Source organism: Dialister sp. UBA1703 (assembly GCA_002320515.1).
In the GTDB taxonomy this organism is placed as follows: domain Bacteria; phylum Bacillota; class Negativicutes; order Veillonellales; family Dialisteraceae; genus Dialister.
The window spans coordinates 95,672-117,177 of sequence record DCJJ01000164.1 but is presented as its reverse complement, the minus strand read 5'-3'; the positions used below and the strand labels follow the sequence as shown (position 1 = coordinate 117,177).

15 protein-coding genes are annotated in these 21,506 nt (G+C 53.2%); 8 read left to right on the top strand and 7 right to left on the bottom strand.

Annotation, left to right across the window (positions count from 1 at the left end; translation table 11 throughout):
• Positions 1 to 23: 23 nt before the first annotated feature.
• Positions 24 to 848 carry a basic amino acid ABC transporter substrate-binding protein gene (locus tag B2Y11_RS08085; protein ID WP_291057949.1) on the top strand — a complete coding sequence of 275 codons (825 nt, stop codon included), beginning with the start codon at positions 24 to 26 and terminating at the stop codon, positions 846 to 848.
• 122 nt (positions 849 to 970) lie between these two features.
• Here B2Y11_RS08085 and addA read toward each other — a convergent pair whose 3' ends face one another.
• On the bottom strand, positions 971 to 4,828 hold the full coding sequence (gene addA, locus B2Y11_RS08080) for a helicase-exonuclease AddAB subunit AddA (protein ID WP_291057948.1): 3,858 nt from the start codon (positions 4,826 to 4,828) through the stop codon (positions 971 to 973).
• A 563-nt stretch (positions 4,829 to 5,391) separates the two neighbouring features.
• Positions 5,392 to 8,826 carry a PD-(D/E)XK nuclease family protein gene (locus B2Y11_RS08075; protein ID WP_291057947.1) on the bottom strand — a complete coding sequence of 1,145 codons (3,435 nt, stop codon included), beginning with the start codon at positions 8,824 to 8,826 and terminating at the stop codon, positions 5,392 to 5,394.
• 501 nt (positions 8,827 to 9,327) lie between these two features.
• Here B2Y11_RS08075 and B2Y11_RS08070 point away from each other — a divergent pair.
• Positions 9,328 to 10,494: an MFS transporter gene (locus B2Y11_RS08070; protein WP_291057946.1), complete on the top strand. Its 1,167-nt coding sequence runs from the start codon at positions 9,328 to 9,330 to the stop codon at positions 10,492 to 10,494.
• Between the two features lie 65 nt (positions 10,495 to 10,559).
• Here B2Y11_RS08070 and B2Y11_RS08065 read toward each other — a convergent pair whose 3' ends face one another.
• Together B2Y11_RS08065 and B2Y11_RS08060 are read right to left on the bottom strand one after the other, a co-directional pair.
• Positions 10,560 to 11,207 (bottom strand): hypothetical protein, encoded by a 648-nt coding sequence (locus tag B2Y11_RS08065; RefSeq protein WP_291057945.1) that lies wholly within the window; start codon positions 11,205 to 11,207, stop codon positions 10,560 to 10,562.
• Positions 11,150 to 11,710, bottom strand: coding sequence for a twin-arginine translocation signal domain-containing protein (locus B2Y11_RS08060; protein ID WP_291057944.1), 561 nt, complete (start codon positions 11,708 to 11,710; stop codon positions 11,150 to 11,152). The genes B2Y11_RS08065 and B2Y11_RS08060 overlap by 58 nt, the downstream gene beginning before the upstream one ends.
• Positions 11,711 to 11,989: 279 nt before the next feature.
• Here B2Y11_RS08060 and tatA point away from each other — a divergent pair, with 279 nt between their 5' ends.
• From tatA to B2Y11_RS08040, 4 genes are all read left to right on the top strand, one after another.
• A complete protein-coding gene (gene tatA, locus B2Y11_RS08055) occupies positions 11,990 to 12,193 on the top strand; it encodes a twin-arginine translocase TatA/TatE family subunit (RefSeq protein WP_291057943.1) in 204 nt (67 codons plus the stop codon).
• Positions 12,190 to 12,912: a twin-arginine translocase subunit TatC gene (gene tatC, locus B2Y11_RS08050; RefSeq protein ID WP_291057942.1), complete on the top strand. Its 723-nt coding sequence runs from the start codon at positions 12,190 to 12,192 to the stop codon at positions 12,910 to 12,912. Before tatA ends, tatC begins: the two co-directional genes overlap by 4 nt.
• A gap of 152 nt (positions 12,913 to 13,064) precedes the next feature.
• On the top strand, positions 13,065 to 13,697 hold the full coding sequence (locus tag B2Y11_RS08045) for a Flp family type IVb pilin (RefSeq protein ID WP_291057941.1): 633 nt from the start codon (positions 13,065 to 13,067) through the stop codon (positions 13,695 to 13,697).
• A 223-nt stretch (positions 13,698 to 13,920) separates the two neighbouring features.
• Positions 13,921 to 15,681, top strand: a complete 1,761-nt coding sequence (locus B2Y11_RS08040; protein ID WP_291057940.1) for a sensor domain-containing diguanylate cyclase — start codon at positions 13,921 to 13,923, stop codon at positions 15,679 to 15,681.
• Positions 15,682 to 16,269: 588 nt separating this feature from the next.
• Here the strand turns inward: B2Y11_RS08040 and B2Y11_RS08035 are convergent.
• The 3 genes from B2Y11_RS08035 to B2Y11_RS08025 all read right to left on the bottom strand — a co-directional run bounded on the left by B2Y11_RS08035 (position 16,270) and on the right by B2Y11_RS08025 (position 18,904).
• Positions 16,270 to 16,968, bottom strand: a complete 699-nt coding sequence (locus B2Y11_RS08035) for a hypothetical protein (RefSeq protein ID WP_291057939.1) — start codon at positions 16,966 to 16,968, stop codon at positions 16,270 to 16,272.
• A gap of 135 nt (positions 16,969 to 17,103) precedes the next feature.
• Entirely contained in the window at positions 17,104 to 17,937 is an 834-nt protein-coding gene (locus tag B2Y11_RS08030) for a formate/nitrite transporter family protein (protein WP_291057938.1), read from the bottom strand.
• Positions 17,938 to 17,989: 52 nt separating this feature from the next.
• Complete coding sequence (locus tag B2Y11_RS08025) at positions 17,990 to 18,904, bottom strand: LysR family transcriptional regulator (protein WP_291057937.1); 915 nt, start codon at positions 18,902 to 18,904, stop codon at positions 17,990 to 17,992.
• Positions 18,905 to 19,254: 350 nt separating this feature from the next.
• Between B2Y11_RS08025 and fsa the strand changes: the two genes are divergently transcribed.
• Positions 19,255 to 19,902 (top strand): fructose-6-phosphate aldolase, encoded by a 648-nt coding sequence (gene fsa, locus B2Y11_RS08020; RefSeq protein WP_291057936.1) that lies wholly within the window; start codon positions 19,255 to 19,257, stop codon positions 19,900 to 19,902.
• 172 nt (positions 19,903 to 20,074) lie between these two features.
• On the top strand, positions 20,075 to 21,400 hold the full coding sequence (locus B2Y11_RS08015) for an MATE family efflux transporter (protein ID WP_291057935.1): 1,326 nt from the start codon (positions 20,075 to 20,077) through the stop codon (positions 21,398 to 21,400).
• Positions 21,401 to 21,506 lie beyond the last annotated feature (106 nt).

Below are 21,506 nucleotides of genomic sequence, written 5' to 3'. Positions count from 1 at the left end.
TTGCATAAAAATGAGGTGCTCTTATGAAACTGTGGAAAAAAGGCGTATTGGTTACATCGGCCCTGGTGCTCGCTGCGGGCATGATGGCAGGCTGCGGCGGAGAGAAAAAGGCTGCTTCTGCTCCCGCCGGGAAGAACGTACTGAAAGTGGCTACTAATGCCACCTACGTACCCTTTGAATTCAAGACAAAGGACGGCAAGGACTATACCGGTTATGAAATCGATGTGGTGAGGGCTGTCGCCAAGGAAATGGGGAAGGACGTGGAATTTCGGAATATTGCTTTTGACGGACTCATCCCCTCCCTCCAGTCCAAGGAAGTGGACATGTCCGCCTCCGGCATGACCGCCACCAAAGAAAGGGCGGAAAAAATCCTTTTCGCGGCTCCCTTCTATGAAACAAAGCTGGCTGTGGTTACCAAAGCGGACAGTGACATCCACTCCGTAGACGATATGAACAAAGGACAGGAAATCGCGGTACAGGTCGGCACCACCGCCGCCTACTACGCCCAGGATAAAGGCATGAAGACGAGAAACTTCGACCACTCCTCCGATATCGTCATGGAACTGAAAGCCGGCGGCGCCGTGGCAGGCATCCTGGACAAACCGGCAGCGGACTACTTCGTAGCCACCGACGGCAAAGGCGCCTTCCGGGTGGTGGACGTACCGGACTCCAAAGTGCAGTACTTCGCCTTCGGCTTCAACAAGGACAACAAACAGCTGCAGCAGGAAGTGAATAAAGCCATTGCAGACCTGAAACAGAAGGGCACATTAAACGAACTCCATGAAAAATGGTTCAAAACCCCACTGCCGGAAATGCCGGCTACAGCGGAAGAAGCGCTGGGTATCTGATAGACATAAAAAAGAGCTCCCGAAAGGGGCTCTTTTTTAGTGAGCTGGTGGACTAGTGAACTGGTGGATTAGTGAACTGGTGGATTAGTGAACTGGTGAACCCGGGGTCGCCAAAGGGCCCATTACATCTTCTCCACTTCTATGGCCTTCCCGTAGGTAAAGGACCAGAGGTAGAGGTGGGATACCGGTTTGCCCAGCAGTTTTTCTGCCGCTTCGCCGTAGACCTGGAGCTGGATTTTGTAGTGTTCTTTCAGTTCTTCTTCCGTCATGGTACGGTCGGTTTTGTAGTCGATGATGATGAAGTCTTTTTCATACTCCAGAAGGCAGTCCATGACGCCCTGAAGGAAGATGTTTTCTCCTTCTTCACAGTCAGGATAGAAGGAACGGGCAGGAAGGAGAATGGAGAAGGGCATTTCCTTGCGGATGAGGGAGGCGGTTTTCATTTTTTCCGCCAGGGGGCCTCTGGCGAAGGCAAGGAGGGCGGAAAGGGGCGCAGGTTTCCTCCTACTGGAGAGAAGGATTTTCCCTTCCTCTTCTGTGAATACGCCTTTTTCCACCAGCCGGCGGAGGGCATTTTCAATAGCTTCGGGCTCTGCAGGAACCGCAGTGAAATCGATCATTTCCATGGCCTTATGCATGAGGGTGCCGAAGGAGGTGCCCTCATATTTTGTCTCTTCGCCGGCCATGAAAAGGGGCGGGGCGGCGTAGTCGGCGTCCAGGGCATCCTCGCCGTCGCCAGCCAGGATGGCAGAAGGCAGGGGCTCTTCCTCGCCGGCCCTGTATTCCGCCAGTTCCCGGAGGTGCACGGCGGCGGTGGCGGTGAGCTTGGCCGGTGTATCCAGGGCGCCGGGGTGGTCGTAGCTCCAGGAGAGCTGGGCGTCCATCCAGGGGGGCGCTTTTTCCGGCAGATGGGCAAGGAAATAGGAAAGGTCTCTTACCTCTTCCCGGTTTTCTTCTTTGGGAGAAGGAAGAAGGGCTTTTGTATTTCCTTCATCCAGGGCTGCTTTTTCTTCTTCTGTAAGAAGATCCTGCTGGCCGGTGACGGTGAAGGTGAAGAGGGATGAGTCCGAGGGGGCGTCATTTTCGTAGGCCGGTATTTTTCCTGCCATATCCCAGGCGTTTTTCATGCTGCGGTGCCGCAGGGCGGCAGGCATGATCCAGTCCAGGAAGGATTTGGCATTGGAAACCAGGTGGGCAGGAAGGGGCGCAGGCACTGCCTTCCCGGAGGAGGCAAGGGAGGTGGTCCAGCGGGCTAAATCTCGGGACAGATCTTTTTCGGAAGCGATGATGAAGAGCTTGTCCCGGGCCCTTGTCATGGCCACATAGAGAAGGCGGGCTTCTTCTGCCATATTTTCTCTCCGGGAGGCTCCCCGGAGGGCGTACCAGTACAGGCTGGGCCAGCGGACTTTATGTTTCTTGTCGTAGTACTGGATACCCAGGCCCAGATCTTTGTGGCAGATGGCGGTCTGCCAGGTGTCCCGGAGGTTGAAGCCTTTCTGGGCATCGGCCAGAAAGACGATGGGGAATTCAAGGCCCTTGCTCTTATGGATGGTCATAATGTGGACGGAGTCGGGGATGGCGGCGACCGCCATGGATTTGAATGGGCGGTCTTCCTTTTTCAGTTCTGACAGGTAGTTCAGGAAGGAATAGAGACCGCTTTTGGGGGTCTTGTCCCGTTCCAGGGCCAGGTGGTAGAAGGAAAGCACATGGCCTGCCCGCCAGCTGCCGCCGGGGAGGCCGGATACATAGGTGAGGTAGTCCGTGTCTCCCAGAATGCGCCGGAGGAGGGGGGCTGTGCCGTCGCCCATGCCGTTTTCCCGCCAGTCCTTATAATGGGTAAGGAAACGGGAGAGTTTTTCTTCTTTGTCTTCTGAAAGGATATGGGAGGGCAGAAGGGGCCACAGATGGGGTTCTCCCTGCCTTTCCTTTTCCAGGGAAAGGAGGGCCAGGTCTTTTTCGTCCAGTCCTGCGAAGAAGGAACGGAGCACCGCCGCCAGGGCTAGGTCCTGGAGAGGATTGTCCAGGATTTTCAGAAGGGCCCAGAGGATTTCCACTTCGCTGTTTTCCATGAAATCTTCTTCCTTATCGGAAATGGCGGGGATGTTCTCTTCTTCCAGCACCTTCATGAGCTGGGGGCCTTTTCCTGCGATGGAGCGGAGGAGAATGACTATGTCGCCGTATCGGAGGGGGCGGAAGGTGCCGTCTTTATTCATGACCGTCTTTCCGCTTTCCATCATTTCATGAATGCGGCGGGCTATGAGCCTTCCTTCCAGGGTCATATTTTCCATATCCTTCAGGTCATCGGGGGTATCCATGTCATCCATATCCCCTTGATCGATGAGGTCCATGGACACGCTGCCGCCGGCATAGCTGTCCGGCCGCGCTTCCTCGTGCCGCCCGGCATAGAGGGCCTCCGTGTCCCCATAGTCCATTTCCAGCGTTTTCTTCGTCATGAGCTGGCGGAAGAGGAAATTGATGGAGGAAAGAATGGCTTTGTCGCTTCTGAAATTCCGGTTCAGGTCGATGCGTCGGGAGGGGGCGTCTTCGTCTTTGGAAAATTCTCTGTACTTTTCGAGGAAAATGGTGGGATCTGCCTGACGGAAGCGGTAAATGCTCTGCTTAATATCTCCCACCATGAAACGGTTATGGCCGTCGGACACCAGGGCGGTGATCAGTTCCTGCACGCCGTTGGTGTCCTGGTATTCGTCAATCATTACTTCCTTGTAGCGGCTTCGGATGGAAAGGGCGGCAGGCGAGGGGAAGAGGACTGCCTTTTCCGGCGTGAAATCGGGATTGTCCCTGTCCAGGAGAATGTCCAGAGCATAATGTTCCATGTCGTTGAAGTCCATGAGCCCTTCCTGCTTTTTCCTTTCCTTCAGGGCCCGGGAAAAATCCAGGGCGAGGCGGGAAAGGACGGTGACCGTAGGCAGCATGGCGCCGGTCTCTTTAAGCCACTGCTTTTCAGAAATCTGCACAAAGGGGGATATATGCTTCTGCCAGGTTTTCTTCGCTTCATCCCGAAGGGATTTGATGGTTTCCGCCTCCGGCGACTTGGTGAAATCGGCGGATTTGGCAAAATGGTAGGCCTCTGCCTGGGATTTCGACATACCCTTCAGCCGGTCAAAGGCAAAGTCCGGCAGGGAGAACCAGTCCCTCCAGCTCTTCATGGAAGCCAGGGTGGAAAAGTAGGCGTACTCATTGCCCAGCTGGGTGCCGTACACCGCCTGGGCGGCGGGGCTCGTCTCCATGACTGCAAACATCTGGCGGTAGGAATCCATGATTTTTTCGGAAAGGGAAATGAGCTTGTCCAGCACCGGCCTATCCCAGGGGAGGTCATCCATGGAAGCCCCTTCGGGAATCCGGTAATGGGAGGGGAGGCGGGCCATCCAGTCATCGGGGAAGGGGAGGGAGCAGGCAAAATGGAAAATGCGGAGGACCATTTCCTTCAGCCCGTGATCCTGGTACCGGTCGGCAAAAAGATCCACCGTGTCCAGAAAACGGGGGTCTCCCTTTTCATACCAGTCCTCCAGCACGGCGGAAAGCACTTCATCCTCCAGAAGGAACTCCTCATTTTCATCGGATAGAATCCTCATCTTCGGGTCTAAATCCAGGAGGTAGAAATACTGGTGGATGAGGGACTGGAAATAGGAGTCCAGCGTGGAAATCTGGGCGCTTCCCAGAAGGGCAATCTGCTTTTCCAGATGGCCCATGAGCTCTTCATCATCCGCCTTATCCGCCTCCTTCAGGGCGTCCGCCAGGGCAGCGGAAATACGGGCCTTCATCTCGCTGGCGGCGGCTTTGGTAAAGGTGAGAACCAGAAGCTCATTCATATTGATATGGTTTTCCGGCTCCTTCACCAGCCGGGCAATCCGCTCCGTCAAAACCGCCGTTTTCCCGCTGCCGGCTGCAGCGGAAAGAAGAAGATTTCTCCCCTTCACCGAAAGGGCCTCTTCCTGTTCTTTTGTCCAATGATTACTCATAGTATTTCTCCTTTCAGTGAGGTGGGTAGTGGACTGGTGTATTCGTGTGCTGGTGTGCTGGTGGGCTAGTGGGCTAGTGGGACAGTGGAGCTGCTTTCCGATTGTCGCTTCCCTTTCCCGCCGACTTGTATTTATCGGTCTATGTGTCACTATCGATTCTTACTGAGATTCTTCGCTGGCGCTCAGAATGACGATTCCGGCGGGAAGGTTAGTATGTAACACAGTCTGACGTCTGATTTCTAGTGTCTAATTCATGCTCCTATCCTCCGTCGCCTACGGCGCCACCCCCCTTCCTGAGGAAGGGGGCTTTAGCACTTCGCCATGCAGCACTGGAGACATAAAGTTGAACCCCGTAACGCTGAATTTATACTCATCGCCCGTTAGGGCGATACCTTCCCCTCTGAACCCTTTGAACCTTTTGAACCCTGTGAACCCTCACGCCCATCAGGGCGTGTCCAATGGCGATACCACCACCCTCGGAGGCGAAGGCCAATGATGCCCCTTGAGCGAAGCGAACACAACCTGCTGCGGAGCAGCCATAACCTTCGGGGACGCCGGCCCCGTCAACCTTCCCCTTTTGAACCCTCTGAACTCTCTGGTCCTTGGGGTTTCTCCATTGCCCTTTCCGCCAGCTGTTTTTTCAGTTCTCTGTCCGATGGCAGGTTCACATAGTCATAGCTCTCTCCTTCGCCCTTGGGGTCGAAGCGGCAGATGGCGTGGTAGGGGCAGTAGGTGCAGGGCACCTGGTTTTTGTAGCGCACCGGGCGGATGGGGATATTTCCTTTTTCCATGCTGTGGTAGATTTCCAGCAGTTTCCTTTTCACCATGGTAAGGAGATTTTGGAAATCTTCGGCAGAAAGTGTGGCGGCGGTCTGGGTGATGGTTCCTTTTCCTGAAATCCTTACAGGAAGGAAGGAGTCATCTCCTCCGGCGGCGCTGTCAAGGCGGCGCAGCATATCCGGGTCGGAAAGAATCCAGCCTGACGTGTTATCCTTGTCTTTGACCGGCACTTCCTCACCGGGCGGCACAGCGGGGAGGCTCTTTACGTCGCCGGAGAGGTAGATGTACATGAGGGCGGCAGGCAGGAGGCCTCCGCCCCCTTCTTCTTCCACGTCCAGAAGGTAGGTAAGGAGCTGGAGCTTGAGTCCTGCCGCCGCTTCCTGCAGGGTGGCGGTGGTGCGGCCTGTTTTATAGTCGAAAATGGCCACTGCGTCTCCGCAGCTGTCGATGCGGTCGATTTTGCCGCTCAGGGTGAAGGTGTCCCTTTCACCGGCTATATGAAGGTAAAATTCCTTTTCCAGTGCTTTGGTGTCAAAGGAGCTGTTTTGGCTCCATTTGCGAAGGAAGGAAAGGGAGCGGCGGAAGGTTTCATTCAGTGCCCTTTCGGTGTAGCGGGAGGCGCCGTCAGCGTGGAGGGCGCCGTAATGAACCTTGGGGGCCAGGCGGGAGGCGATGGAGGAGGAAATGGTCTTGATGTCCTCGTCTGTGGCGTCCCGCCACTGCTTTTCTTCTTTTTTGAGGGCCTGGCCGAACTGGTGAAGGCCGGCATGGAGGTAATTGCCGAAGTCCAGAGCTTCCATTTCCCCTTCATCCCTTTTGTCGATTTTAAGGCCGTAGCGGATGAAGTACATGTAGGGGCAGCGGCGGTAGTTTTCAAAGCGGGTGACGGAGCCGAAGAAACGGCCTCCCGGCTTGAAGAGCTTGTCCGCCAGATCTCTGGGAAGGGGCGGCACTTCATTTTTATACCGGAAGCCGGAAAGGGCTTTGTCTGCGTCCTTTCCATAGCCCTTGTCCCTGGCCCATTTCACAAGGGCTGCCCAGGGGGAGCTGCTGTCTGGGATTTTTTCACGGAGAAGGGATGGCAGAAGGGAGAGGGCCTGGGCGGGATTGGAGAAATAGGAGCGGTCTTTTTCCCAGTCTTCCGGTGACAGGGTGCGGGATTCGGAGGCGTAGCCCAGACGGCGGAGCTGGGAAATGAGGAAGGAGGGTTCTGTGTCATTGTGGTCATCGTTTACGGAGGGCAGGGTGATATAGAGGGCCTTCCTTGCTCTGGTGAGGGCCAGGTAGGTGAAGAACTGTTCCTTGTGTACCTCCTGGAGAAGGCTTTCTCCGAAGATGAGACGGCTGTCCCTATAGATTTTCTGCCGCTCCAGCTCCGTGAAGAAGCCCCCTTCCTCCACCCGTCTGGGAAATTCTCCTTCTCCTGCGCCGGGGATGAAGACCACCGGCGCTTCCATGGCATAGCCCCGGTCCATGCCCGTGACGGTTACATGATCCAGGGTGGGAGGGATGGTGGAGTAGGTAAGGGCGGAAAGGCCGTCTTCGAAGATGGAGAGGAAGCTCTTTTCGGAAATCCTGTCATTTCCTGCGGTATGGACGATTTCATCAAGAAGGGAGAGAATCTTCTTCCATACCTGCAGGTGGGGCCGAAGGTTTGTATGGAGGGCTTTCTTTTCATCCATGCGGAAAAGGGTGTCAGGAATTTTTTCCTCCATCATCCACTGGTAAAGGAGGCGGCACCGGTCCTTGGGAAGGGGCTCTTCCTGCCATTTTCTCACCAGACCATCCAGCAGGATGGTAAGGCCAAGGCGCCATTCATTCACCTTTGCGAGCTCTGCCTGCTCTTTTTCTGACAGGGCAGGAGCCGGGGCATCCAGATCCCGGTAGGTGCGGAATTCCCATTTCTCATGGTACTGCCAGGGACGGATGCCGTGGGAAAGGACGTAATTTTCCAGCTGGTCCACCTTTTCCTCCGGCCAGTCCGGGAGAAGCCCCGTTTTCAGCAGGCGGAAAAGGGTTTCCCGCTGCCAGCCGCTGTTTTTCCTGCTGCATTCGGCGGTAAGGAAGCGAACCAGGCTGTCAAGGAGCACCACCAGAGGGTGGCTGTTCATGGGATGCTTGCGGTCGATGAATCCGGGAATGTTGTACCGCTTGAAGGATCGCTCCAGCAGGTCGTCGTAGCTTTCAGGATTCCGAAGAAGCACCAGAATATCTCGGAAGCGTAAGTGCTGATCCCTCACCAGGGAAAGGATAGTACGGGAAATGAAATCCACTTCCTCCGCCTTGTGGGCAGCGGTAACTATGTGGAGACCTTCGTCAGGGAGGGGCTGCCTTTCTCCCGGCAGAGGGGAATGCTCCGCCCGGCGGTTGAAGAAAAAGCGGGCCATAGCCCTGAGGTCGGGGGAAGAGAAGCGTGGGTCTTCGGAAAGGGTGAGGGAGGAGAAATGGCCCTCTTCCCTGGAAAGGAGGTTGAAAAGATGGAAGGGACGGGCGAAATTGGGATTTACAGCCGCATCTGCCGGTTTATCCATCTGCAGGGTCATGGTCACTTCTTCGGCGGTATGCAGGAGGGCGGAAACGATGCGGATTTTCTGGGGCGCCATGCCGTTGAACCCGTCGATCCAGACACGGGAGGAGCGAAGGGTGGGGGACTTGGGGATTTCCCTGGCCAGAAGGTCAAAAAGACTGCCCTGGTAATCAAAGTGGTCTTTCAGGTAAGCATGGTAGGAGCGGTATAAAAGGGCCAGGTCCGCCATCTTCCTGCCAAGGGGCGTATCTCCCTGGGCTTCGGCTGCACTTTCCAGATCCCGCTCCGATACCAGGAACATATCCAGCTGGTGGAAGAAATTGGCAAGCTCCTCGGAAAAATGGGGATGGGAAGCGGCCTTATAAATCATCTTCAGCTCTTTTTTATGTTCCTCCATAAGGCGGCGCAGGATGATCTGCTGCCCTAAAGGGGGCAGGGCGTCGCTGACGGGGGAGTGAAGCTCATGGAAAACCCGGTAGGCCAGACGGGAAAAGCCGCACACCGTTACATTGGTAAATCCTCCGCCGGGAAAAGACTCTGCCAGCCGGTACTCCGCCGTGTAGGTGCCCTGGTCAGGCACCAGAAGAAAAGCCTTCCGGTCAGGGCCGGAGAGTACATAGTCCCGGATTTCCCGGCAGCACCGTTCCGTTTTCCCCGTGCCTGCCCGGCCGAATATAAAGTGTAGTCCCATGGTAACCATCCTTTCTTCATTATATGACAGCTTTATTATACTATATATGATGGACGACAGCGGGGATAGTAGGACAGTGGGACGGTGGGCCAGTGGGACAGCTGGCCGCTGCCCGCTGGCTGCGGGGGACAGTATTCCCGAAGGAGGCCATCGGCGGCAGATAATCAGACAATCAGACAATCAGACGTCAGACGTCAGACGTCAGACGTCAGACTTCCCGCTGATTGGCATTTATTGACCTATGTGCCACTAACGGAGGAAACTGAGATTTTTCGCTGCACCCGGAAGACGCCCGGCAGGAAGTGTATAACGTCCTGCGCGAAGCGGCCTATAAACTTCATTGCCCCGTCAGCGGCAATCCACAACCTTCGGGCCAAAGGCCCGTCAATCTTAAGAAACTTTCCCTCTGAACCCTTACTGGGAACCTATATTTTTATTTACTTTCCGCACATTTGTGATACAATAGAAATACTTCGCTGTCGTAATTATGAAGGGAATATTATGTCTGAAAACAAAATCTGGACACGGGAATTCGTGGGAATGGGGCTTACGAATTTCTTTTATTTTATGTCCCAATACATTTTAATCGCCGCCCTTCCTGTGTTTATTATGGATGACCTGGGGAAAGGGCAGTGGGAAGCGGGCATGGCCATGACCTGTTTCCAGATCGGCACGGTACTCTGCCGGCCTCTGGCCGGACGGATAATTGACGGTGTGAACAAGCAGAAGCTCCTTTTGGGTTCGTCCCTGGTCTTTTTCCTGCTCATGGCAGGCTTCTACTTTGCTTCTTCCCTTCAGGCGGTATGGCTGCTCCGTCTTGTGCACGGGGCGGTGTTTGCCCTGGGCACCACGGCGTCGGCGGCTATGGCGGCGCTGGTGCTGCCAAGAAGGCGCAAGGGAGAGGGAATCGGTTATTTTGCGGTGTGCGGCAATATGGCCATGGTCATCGGGCCGCTGGTGGGCCTTCTCATTATGGATTATCTGGGTGCCCCTCCCCTCTTTATCTTCCTGGCCCTGCTGGCGCTGGGAGCCATGGTGGCAGGAAACGGAAAGAAGCTGCCCGATGAAACCATCCTGCCTGGCGGAAAAAGGCAGAAGGGCTTCCATATCAGTAATTTCATAGAAAAGAGGGCCCTTCCTTCTGTCATACTGGGAGGTCTTGTGTTTTTTGCCTACGGCGGCGTGCTGACCTTTATCCCCATGTATACCAGAAGTCTGGGCATGGGCGGGAGCACCAGCCTTTTCTTCCTGGTCTTTGCCCTGGTGATCGTGGTGACAAGGCCTTTTGTGGGTTATCTCTTTGACCATCATGGCCCCAATGCCACCGTGTATCCGGGATTTGCCTTTTTCTCCCTGGGCTTCATCCTTTTCAGCCTGGCAGGAAATCTGCCGGTCCTTCTCCTTTCAGCAGCGGTGCTGGGAATCGGGTTTGGCGCTCTGGCTCCCGCTTTCCAGACTCTGGCAGTGCAGAGCGCACCGCCTTCCCGGGCAGGGGTTGCCACTTCCACCTATTTCTGGTCCCTGGATATTTCCGTAGGCCTGGCGGCAGCCCTTCTGGGGATGGCGGCCAATGCCTTCGGCTATCCCTTCATGTACGGCGTAATCTGCCTTTCCTCTTCCTTTCTGGGCCTTGTTTATTATTTCTTCTGGAGGAGAAGCCTTTCCTGACAGCAATGAAAAAAAGAGCAGGGAAGAAATGTCAATCATTTCTTCCCTGCTCTTTTCTATTGCGGTCAGTCTTTAATGATGATTTTCCTGACCAGCGCTTCGATCTGCTCTTCTCCGTGGGGAAAGGAGGAGAGGTGGTTGATGTACATGAAGGATACCTGGGATCCTACGTAGTTGCGGAAGCGGTTGAAGGCTTCCGGATTTTTATCTGCATGGATTCCATAGAGGGAAGAGGCTGTATTTTTCAGGATGGCAATGGATTTCTGGGAGGCAGGGGAGGTGAGAACCCAGTCATGGTCACCCAGGTGGACGATATATCCTTCCTGCTTATGGGGAGCAGGGAGGCCTTCTCCGTCTTTCCTGAGGTATCCTGCCCGGACAGGGTCTTTCCCTGCAATGAGGGCAGCCGCTTTAATCCAGCCTACTACGTCCTTTTCATCCTTCGGGTTGGATGGGGCGCCATGGGCGCAGGCCTGGGCCACCACCACTTCGGATGGTATGCCGCGGTACATGGATTCGGCAATACTTAACACATGGTGGGCACCCTGGCCGGCCAGGGTGTATTCCTTACGTGAGCTTCCGTCCTTCTGCCACTGGAAGACATAGGGCTTCTCGATGTCATGGAGGGCCTGCCCCGCCATGGCGGTGTCGTAATCTACGTCATAGTCGAAGACGTCCTTATAGGTACGGCAGTGATATGAAGGTTGCTGCATACATGGGTGGCAAGACCGCCGGGGTAGGGATGGTGGCTCATGTAGCCGCTTCCCGGAGCGGTCATGAAGGGCTGCAGGCTGGCGGAAAGGGGAGGAAAGAGGGTTTCGGCGGAAATTTTCGCAGGGTCTGCCAGTTTCCATTCCACCAGCTTGTTGTAGGTCTGCTGAATGCGGGCGGAGGAGCTGTAGTTTTCCATGAAGGTGGGGCGGGGATTATGAATCATGGAAAGAACGGCCGATTTCAAGCTGCTGTCATGAATGGTATTGACCTGGCTGATAATGTCCTTAAAGGAACCCTTGACCAGAGGAGAGTTTTTGGCAGATTCTTCTGCTGCCGGCAGGGCGGAAAGGGCGCAGGGTCTGATTTCCAGAGCTTTAGCGGTTTCCTCGGCAGCAGAGGCCTGGAAGGGGAAATGGAAAAGAAGGGCACCGGCGGCGCTGCCGGCTGCCAGCTTCAGGAAAGTCCTTCTGGAAATAGGTTCCTTCATCATGGATTCACTCATGGATTTATCCTCCTTACAATAAAAGCCGGATGGAAATTTTCCGGCAGGCAGGAGAAAAATCAGGGAAAGGGGGCTCTCCTGCTTTCCTCTCAGTGTATCTGTGGTTTGCAAAGGAGATAACAGGGGATGGAAAAATAAGGACAAAGACTGTCAGATTTCTGTAAATTTGCAGAAATTTGGCAGAATATGACAAAGTCCATAAAAAGATTTGACGAAATCGGAAAATCTTCCCTTTATGATGAAAGGAAATTCAATTGTTTTTCATAAAGGAGGCTTCCCATGTTTGGTATTGGAATTCCTGAACTGCTTCTCATCCTGGTTATCGGTCTCATTGTTTTCGGCCCCGGCAAGCTGCCGGAAATCGGCAAAGCCCTTGGCAAAAGTATGCATGAATTCAAGGATGCGGTAAATATGGATACGCCGAAAACGATGGTGGTGAAGGCAGAAGGGACAGAAGTGAAGACGGAAGGCCCTAAAAAATGACAGCTCCCGGTGAAGCAGCCGGTGATATGCCCCTCACCGGCCATCTGGCGGAACTTCGAAAACGGATTCTCTATTCACTGGCGGCCGTGCTGGCCGGTACGGTGATCTGCCTTTTCTTCATTCAAAACCTCATTTCCCTTCTTACGGCACCGGCGGGCCATCTTTACTTTGCCCGGCCGGCGGAGGTCTTTGTGATTTACATGAAGACAGCCCTCATTGCCGGTTTCATCCTGGCGTCGCCGGTGGTTTTCTTCCAGTTCTGGCGCTTCATCCTGCCCGCCATGACAGACAGGGAGAAAACCTGGACTCTCTTCTTCGTACCCCTCTCCGTTTCTCTCTTCCTAGGCGGCATTGCCTTCTCCTATTTCCTTGTCATGCCCCAAAGCCTTCATTTCCTCATGGCCTTCGGCGGGGAGAATTTCACGCCTCTTCTTTCCATGGAAAGCTATCTGGAATTTGTGATTCTCATGATTCTTCCCTTCGGCGTCATGTTCAACCTTCCCCTGCTTATGATGGCTCTTGCTCTGGCAGGGCTGGTGAAGGAGAAGACACTCAAAAGAGGAAGAAAGTTTGTCATTCTGGCCGCCTTCATCCTGGCGGCGGTGATTACTCCTACGCCGGATATTCTTACCCAGTCTCTCCTGGCGCTGCCTGCTGTTTTTCTCTATGAAATCTCCCTCCACATCATAGGAATGATGGAAAGGTCTCATAACCGATAGTTTATATTTCCTGGTTTTTACAAGCTGCCTCTGCAGGGCAGCTTTTTTATGAAAGAAAAAAGCATGATAGTGACTTATATATAGGGGAATGGTAAAATAAAGATAGTTGGAAATCGTTTTCAAAATAGGGATACAGTAAAGAGGTGAGAAAAATGTGGAGGCAGAAAGGACAGGACATGATTGAATATGCCCTCATGCTGGCACTGGTGGTAGGAATCGGCGGCTTTATCTACACCCAGGGGTATGGGGACAACATTTCCGCCGTTTTCAACAACGCAGGCAGTCTGCTGGAGCAGGTGAACAAGAGTCAGGAAGAGGCGAAAAAGGAAGCGGAGAAAGCAGCGGCCAGAGAAGCAGACCGGAATTATGCGGATCACCTGGGAGACCTGCTGAAAAATGCAGTGACTAATGGATCCATAAAGCTGGGTGATGGCAGCTCTGTCTACCTGCTGGTGCAGAATGAGCCAAACTCCAAATATTATAATCTGCATATGAATGGGGCCAAAACCGGCGGCCAGGTCTGGATTAAAAATGCCAATGGAAATCTGGTTGATTATGGCAACGCTGGATTTGATACCATGTTGAATACGGTAGGCGGCAATTATCAGGATGCAGCGGTGAAGCAGGATGGTGTCTATTGGTACGGCGTGCAGATAAAAAAAGACGGCAGCAGCTATACCCTCTCCTACATGGACAGCGAAAAAAACAGTTATATAAATGGCAATACCGGTTTTGATATTAATCAGGCCAATGAGCCTTATAAGACGGAAAATTGGAAACCCTGAGCGGGAAAATTTTTAAAAAGCAGCTTCGGCTGCTTTTTATTTTTTGAGGAACATGGTGCATGAATCAGCGCTTTCTTAACATATGCTTTTAATTTATTCTGTTTTTGTGCTATAGTAGGTATAAGAACGGCATAACTGAGAATTTACAGAAGGCATGCCTTGAAGCAGGATACCATCATTTGATGGATACGTGAGATACACCGGTTTCATCAGGAGGCTTTGCATGAAGCAGTATGTGTATGATTTCTATGGGGAAAATGAACTGGAAGAAGTGATAGACCGGTTCAGGCAGGAACGAAGGGAAAAGGCAGGGCTTTTTATTACCCTTTATCATGAGTCCAACGATTTGGAAAAAGTTAAGGAGAGCATACAGACACTGAGGAAGGCTTTTCCCCAATCGGCCATTGCCGGCATGTCCGCTTCCGGCGGTATTAAGGACGGACGCATGGTACTGGGGAAAAGCGTACTTGCTTTTCTTTCCTTTGAAGATACGGAAGTGTCGGTGTACTGCTATGACATCAGCAGCATGACCCCCGGCGAGGCAGGGGAAAGGGCGCTGGAAAGCTTCTGCGGTATCAGAAATCTGGCAGGGGTGGAAGTATTTACCACCCTTTCTACGGTGGATGTGGATGATTTCCTTACGGAGCTGGATCACCTGCCGCCGGAGACGGCCATTTTCGGCGGCGGCGCCGATGCCTATACCGGCGGCGATGATACCTGCGTCTTTGGCAATGATTTCATTTCCCGAAAGGCCATTGTGGCAGTGTGCTTTGCAGGGAAGGTGAAAATCCGGGTGTCCCAGAACCTGGGCTGGCAGCCCCTGGGACAGGTGATGACCATTACTGCCATTGATGGGGACAAGGTGATTCGTGAACTGGACGGCAGGCCTGCTTTTCAGGTGTATGAGAAATATCTGAAAATGAAGAAATCCGATTTTGGCGGGCAGCAGCTGATTTCTTTCCCTTTGATTCTTATGAGAAAGGGCCGCATGCTGGCCAGGCTTCCGGCGGCCTGCAGGGATGATGGGAGCCTCATCATGTCAGCCAGCTGCTTTGAAGGGGAAAAGGTAAGGCTGGCCTACGGGGATCCCAATGAAATCATCGCCCGCTGCCAGGAGAACACGAAACAGCTCCGGACTTTTGCACCGGAGGGAATCCTTATTTTTTCCTGCATTACCAGGCGTCTTTTCCTGAAGGAAGATACGAACCAGGTGCTGGCCCCCTATGGAGCCCTGGCGCCTGTATGCGGCGGCTATTCCCACGGCGAAATCAGCCGCTCCGGCGGCAGGACATCGGCCCTCAACATGACCCTGGTGGCTGCTGCTTTCAGGGAAAAAGAGGAAAACGGGATGAGGCAGGAAGAAAAGTCTTCGGAAGGCATCGTTTTCCATACGGAAACCATGACCACCATACAGCGTCTGGCCTCCTTCATAGCCAGATCTACGGAAGAACTGGAGCAGGCAAACCGCCGTCTGGAGGAAGTGAATCGGAAACTGGTCTACGTGGCGACCCATGACGGCCTTACGGGCCTTCTGAACCGGGGCCGTGTGGAATCCATCCTTCACGAACTCACCGATGACAGGCAGAAGAATCACCATGTATTTACAGCCATTATGGTGGATCTTGACAATTTCAAAGGAATTAATGATGAATTCGGCCATGGGGAAGGAGACAGGGTGCTGCAGGAAGTGGCAGATGTGTTTTCCAAAAAATCACCGCCCAATGCCTACATAGGCCGGTGGGGCGGCGATGAATTCGTTATCCTTCTTCCTAGAATGGAGGAAGAGGAAGCCGCCGCTCTGGCAGAAACCTTGAGAAAAACCATAGAAGAAACGGTGTCCTGCCCCGACAGAAGCCCTGTATCTGCCAGTCTGGGCGTCACACAGGCCAGGGAAGGAGAGACATTCGAGTCCTTCTACCATAAAATGGACAGCGCCCTCTACCAGGCCAAATTCCGGGGGAAGAATACCATTTTTCTCATGTAAAGAAATCCGTCATCTCTGGGGTGACGGATTTTTGAGTGGGAGTCTTTGGGACCTGGGATAGTTTAGTGGGCTGGTTGGAATCACTAACGGCACTTTGACACCTTGGCGTTCCTGTCATTTCGAGCGCAGCGAAGCGGAGTCGAGAAATCTCCCTGCACAATGCTTAATATCGGTTATACCCGGCAGCGGCTCCTTCCCGCAGGCTGGTATTTACTACCGATTGTCTCATACGCTTCGAGTACCGAGATTCTTCGCTGGCGCTCAGAATGACACGCAGGGCGGGAAGGGGGGACGCTAAGCGGCATTTATATTCATCGCCCCCTAAAGGGTGGCAAAGGAACTGGATTCGTAGGGGAGCAAAGCGACCTGAGAATCCAGTGACATGCTTTCCCGTGGAGAAACGACTCACTACATTTTGCGCGTCGCTAGCGCTCCTTCTAAATGTGTTCGCTGTGCACCGCAAGGGCGATACCACAACCCTCGGGCCATAGGCCCGTCAAACCTGAGAACCCTCCGGCCTTTAGGCCGGTCAATCTTAAGAACCCTTTGAACCTTCCGAACCCTTCAGCGCCTGAAGGGCGCTGAACCTCAATTCCCCTCATACAGGGGATTCACCAGCCGGATGATCCATTTTTCTCCGCCGGTGAATTTGCTGTTATATTTCCGGGCGGTGTCTTCATACCGCTTCTTCAGGTCCTTCACTGTTTCTTCCAGGGTGGTAATGGTTTTGACTGCGGTGTCGGAGCGCATGTCCTTTCCGCACACCGGGCAGAGGGGCGGGTGGATGAAGTCCCGGTTCACCCTGGATTTGCAGTGGGGGCAGGAAACGAAGGCAGCGGTAAATTTCTTCTCATTCTGCGCGTTGGTGTAGGTGGCAAGTCTCTCTTCCTTTTCATGGAGACGCTTTTCCAGGGAAACCATTTTAGGGGAAGGGGCGATGCCGATTTTGTATTTAATGGCGTAGGATGTAGGGACGGCTTTCAGGTATTCCATGGCCTGGGTACGGGTATTGCAGATTTTTTCCTTGAAGAAAAGGCCTTTGAAAACCTTATTGGCTTCTCTTTTGCCGAATCCCTCTTTCAGCATGTCCTCCTTCATGGTGTCCTTCATCCACTGGGAGGGCTTTGTAAGGTCAAATTCCCAGATTTTTTCCTTCCACGCATGGGCGGCCGCTTCTTCTGCGGGCCTGAGGGAGGGGGCTGTTTTTGGGATTTTTTTCTTTTTCGCCGGAGCCATATCGGTCTGGGAGAAGAGGCTGTCTTCTTCCATTTCTACTTTTCTTTTCATGGGAGTCTCCTTATGTTCGATTTCGTGAATTTTTGTTCTTATACACTATAACCCATATGGCTCCATTCATCAACCGGAGCCAGGCGCCGGGGAGAAAGAAAAAGCCTCTTTTTCGCAAAAGGGGCTTTTAAAAAGTTATTTCTTTTCCACCTTGACCTGGGCGGAGACAAGCAGGGTGAAGATGCCGGTGCCGCCGATGATGTTGCCAAGGCCGGTGGGAATCAGGAATCGGAAGAAATAGTCGTAAACCGTAGAATCGCCCATGAGCACCGCATAGGCCGCTTCTCCTGAGCCTACCACCACATGGGCGAAGCCGCCGATGGCGATGAAGTAGGTGAATGTGAAGATGGTGAAGAAGGAAAAGCCCCGGGACATGGGAATCATCCATACCACTGCTGCAATGAGCATGCCGGCGGGGATGCCTTTGAAAATGTTTTCCATGGCAGTGGGGGACATGATGTGATGGGCGGTGGAAAGGAGGGAGGATGTGGTTTCCGGCGATGCGAAATAGGGAGAGGTCATGAAGAGGGCGGAAAGCAGGGTGCCTGCCATGTTGGACAGAAGGACGATGGCCCAGAGCCTGCCGATTCGCAGGAGTGTCTTCCAGGTAGGGCTTTCAAAGAAGGGAATCACCGTGGTAATGGTATTTTCCGTGAAAAGCTGCAGCCTTCCCAGAATGACGATGAGGAAACCGGTGGTGTATCCGATGCCGCTGATGGCATCGGCCCAGGCGGTATGGCCGGCGTACATGGCAAGGACAGCGCGGAAATAGAAGGAGAAGGAAATCATAAGTCCTGCGGCCAGGGCGGAGAAAATGAGGGGCACCGTGGCCCGGTCCAGTTCCTTTTCTCCATCGTGGCGGATGATTTCAAAAATCAGGGAGGAGGACAGTTTCTCATATTCCTCCACAATTACCTTTGTTTTGGACTGTTTCATTTCTTCCTCGAAGGAAGCAGGGGTTTCTTTCATGGGGACTCCTTTTCAAAATAAAAGGCAGGAAGCGTGAGCTCCCTGTCTGTGCTTATCTTTCCGGCGGAAGGCCGGCGTATTCTCTGGCGAAGTCGGAGAAGTTGTCGATAATATATTTCTTCAGCATTTCTGCCGGCGGAGACAGTTTTTCCCCTTTCTTCCAGGACAGGCTGATATAGCGCTGGCAGTTCGGGGAAGCGATGGGCACCAGGGCCACATGGTCGCCGCCTACGCCGTGCCAGGTGATGCGGGGAGCGAAGGATACGCCCAGGCCTGCCCGGATGAATTCCCGGACTGTCATGGGACTGTCGCTTTCCAGTACCACGTGGGGGATGAAGCCCGCCATGCGGCAGTAGAAATCGGTGATGGTACGAAGGCTGGCGCCGGCTTCCAGGGAAATGAATCCCGCCTTTTCAAATTCATCCAGATTGACGGAGGATTTCCGGGCGTGGGGATCCGTGTCCGGCATGGCCAGCATAATATCTTCCTTCAGCAGGGTGACGGAGTGGTCGTTCTCGATGGGGTTGATGGAAGAGGACAGGAACAGATCCACATGGTTCTGGCTCTGCTGCCCCGGCTTATTGTGCTGCTGGAGGATTTCAAAGCGGATATCCGGATGTTCCTGGCGGAAGCGGGTCAGGAAGGACGGAATGATCATGGAGGCTGCAAAGAGAGAAATGGTGACGGTCAGCTTCTGGGCTTCCTTGGTGTCCGCCAGTTCTTTCTGGGCACCGTGCAGTTCCTGCATAATGCGGTTCGTATGGCGGAGAAGGATTTCGCCGTACTTGGTGAGTACGATATTTCGTCCGCTTCTTGAAAAAAGAGGCACCCCCAGTTCCGTTTCAAGCACCTTGATGGTGTGGGAAAGGGAAGGCTGGGAAATGTGAAGGGCCTCGGCGGCCCGGGTCAGATGCTGCAGCTCGGCTGTTTTCTGGAAATAGCTCAAAGCAAGGAGCGTTAATTTCATAATATCCCCCTCAATTCCAATGGTGGAATAGAAATAAAATAACATAGATTCTTTCATTTAATTATACACTCTACTCTATCAATAATCAATCAATCTAAAATATCATGCATTGGAGCGTAGGTGTATATAGAATTAATTCATTCTGAAAAAATTCGGTAAAAACATAGATAATACGGGCATAACAGCCGCTGCCTCTGAAGAAAGGAATTATCATGGGCTATTTATAGAAATATTTTATAAAAACCGGCCGCCGGGAACGCCATCGGGGGGCGTTTTGATTTCGCCATTGACAGAAGGGGCGGTTAGTGTGAAAATGTATCATATGGATTTTAAATAAAGGAGAAATGCAAATGGAATTTTTTATTGATACCGCTGATGTAGAAGCCATCCGCAAAGCCAATGACATGGGATTTATTTCCGGTGTAACCACCAATCCTTCCCTGATTGCCAAGGAAGGAAAGGATTTCCATGCCACCATTAAGGAAATCGCCTCCATTGTGGACGGCCCTATTTCCGCAGAAGTATTGGCTGATGATGCGGAAGGCATGATTGAAGAAGGAAAGGTGCTGGCCGGCCTGGATCCCCACGTAGTGGTAAAGATCCCCATGACCTCGGAAGGCATGAAAGCGGTAAAGGGCCTGAAGAAACTGGGCATCCGCACCAATGTGACCCTTGTATTTTCCGCCAACCAGGCACTACTGGCTGCCCGGGCAGGCGCTTCCTTTGTAAGCCCCTTCGTAGGCCGTATTGATGATATTGGCTGGGATGGCATCGAACTCATTCGGACCATTTCTGAAATTTTTGAACTGCACGGCATTGAAACGAAAATCATTGCCGCTTCCATCCGGAAGCCCCAGCACATTATGCAGTGTGCCCTGGCCGGCGCCGACATTGCCACCGTTCCTTTCCAGGTACTCATGGATGCCATGAAACATCCGCTCACTGACAACGGCATTGCCAGATTCAAGGCAGACTGGGCCAAAGCTAACATGAAATAAGCATAGCAAAAGAAATGACCGTCCCTCATGCAGGGAAGGTCATTTTTTATATCTCTGGGCAGGCATCATAGGCAGTAAACATTTCATTTTTCAAAGGGCCCTACTATAATGAATATATAATAATCCGTAACATGGCGGCTTGCCGCAGAGGGGGCAGGCTGCAGGGGGTAAAATGAGACATATCGATTTCACATCCGGTCCTGTATTTAAGAAAATCCTGCTGTTTTCCCTGCCCCTCATGGTGGGCAATGTATTCCAGCAGCTCTATAACGTGGTGGACACGCTGGTGGTGGGAAAATTTTTAGGGGAAGCGCCTTTGGCTGCGGTGGGGAGCGCCTACACCCTCATGATTTTCCTTACATCCATATTGATCGGCCTTTCCATGGGTGCAAGCGTTTATTTTTCTCTCTGCTTCGGCAGGAAAAATTTTGGCCGCATGAAACAGGCGGTTTTTATTTCCTTCCTCTCCATCGGCCTTTTGACGCTGGTCATGAACGGGGCGGTGTATCTGCTGCTGGACAGGCTGATTGCATTCATGCAGGTGCCTCCTGAAGTCATTCCTCCTATCCGGGAATATTTATGGTGGATATTTTCAGGGCTTCTGGCGGTGTTCCTCTATAATTTCGGAGCCGCCCTCCTTCGGGCGGTGGGGGACTCCGTAACGCCCCTGCTCTTTCTTGTTATTTCGTCCCTTATGAATGTGGTACTGGATATTCTTTTTGTAGTGTATCTGGAATGGGGCGTGGCCGGTGCGGCAGAGGCTACCGTTATTTCCCAGTATGTTTCAGGCGTTGGCATTTTCCTTTACTGTTTTCTCTTCCGGAAAGATTTCCATATTTCCAGGAAAGACATGGTGTGGGACAGGCAGGTCTTCTGGGATATGTCGGAGCTTTCCCTTCTGACCAGCCTGCAGCAGAGTATCATGAATTTCGGTATCCTGTTGGTACAGGGGCTGGTGAACAGCTTCGGCACCACCGTCATGGCCGCCTTTGCGGCGGGGGTCAAGATCGATACCATCGCCTATTCGCCTCTCCAGGACTTCGGCAATGCCTTCTCCACCTATGTGGCCCAGAACTACGGTGCAGGAAATAAGCCGCGTATCCGGCAGGGAATCATCACCGCAGGAAAGATGATTCTTCTTTTCTCCCTTCTTGCCAGTGCCGTCGTATCTTTCCTGGCGCCCACCCTTATGGGCTTCTTCGTGCCGGAAACGGCGGTGGAGGTAGTTGCCGTGGGGGCCCACTATCTTCGCATCGAAGGCAGCTGCTACCTGGGCATCGGTATTCTTTTCATGCTCTACGGCTTCTACCGCGCCATCAAACGGGCCGGCATGAGCGTCATCCTTACCATCCTCTCCCTGGGCACCCGGGTAGTGCTGGCCTACTTTCTTTCCTCCTTCCCGGACATCGGCGTCACCGGTATCTGGCTCTCCATCCCCATTGGCTGGGCCCTGGCAGACGGGTATGGTATCATAAAGGGGTATAGATTAGTGAGCTAGTGAGCTAGTGGGACAGTGGGACAGTGGAGCGGCTGTCGGCTATCCGCTTTCCGCTATCCGCTTTCCGCTGGCCGCTTTGCTTCCTTAGGGAAGCACTGATTAATTC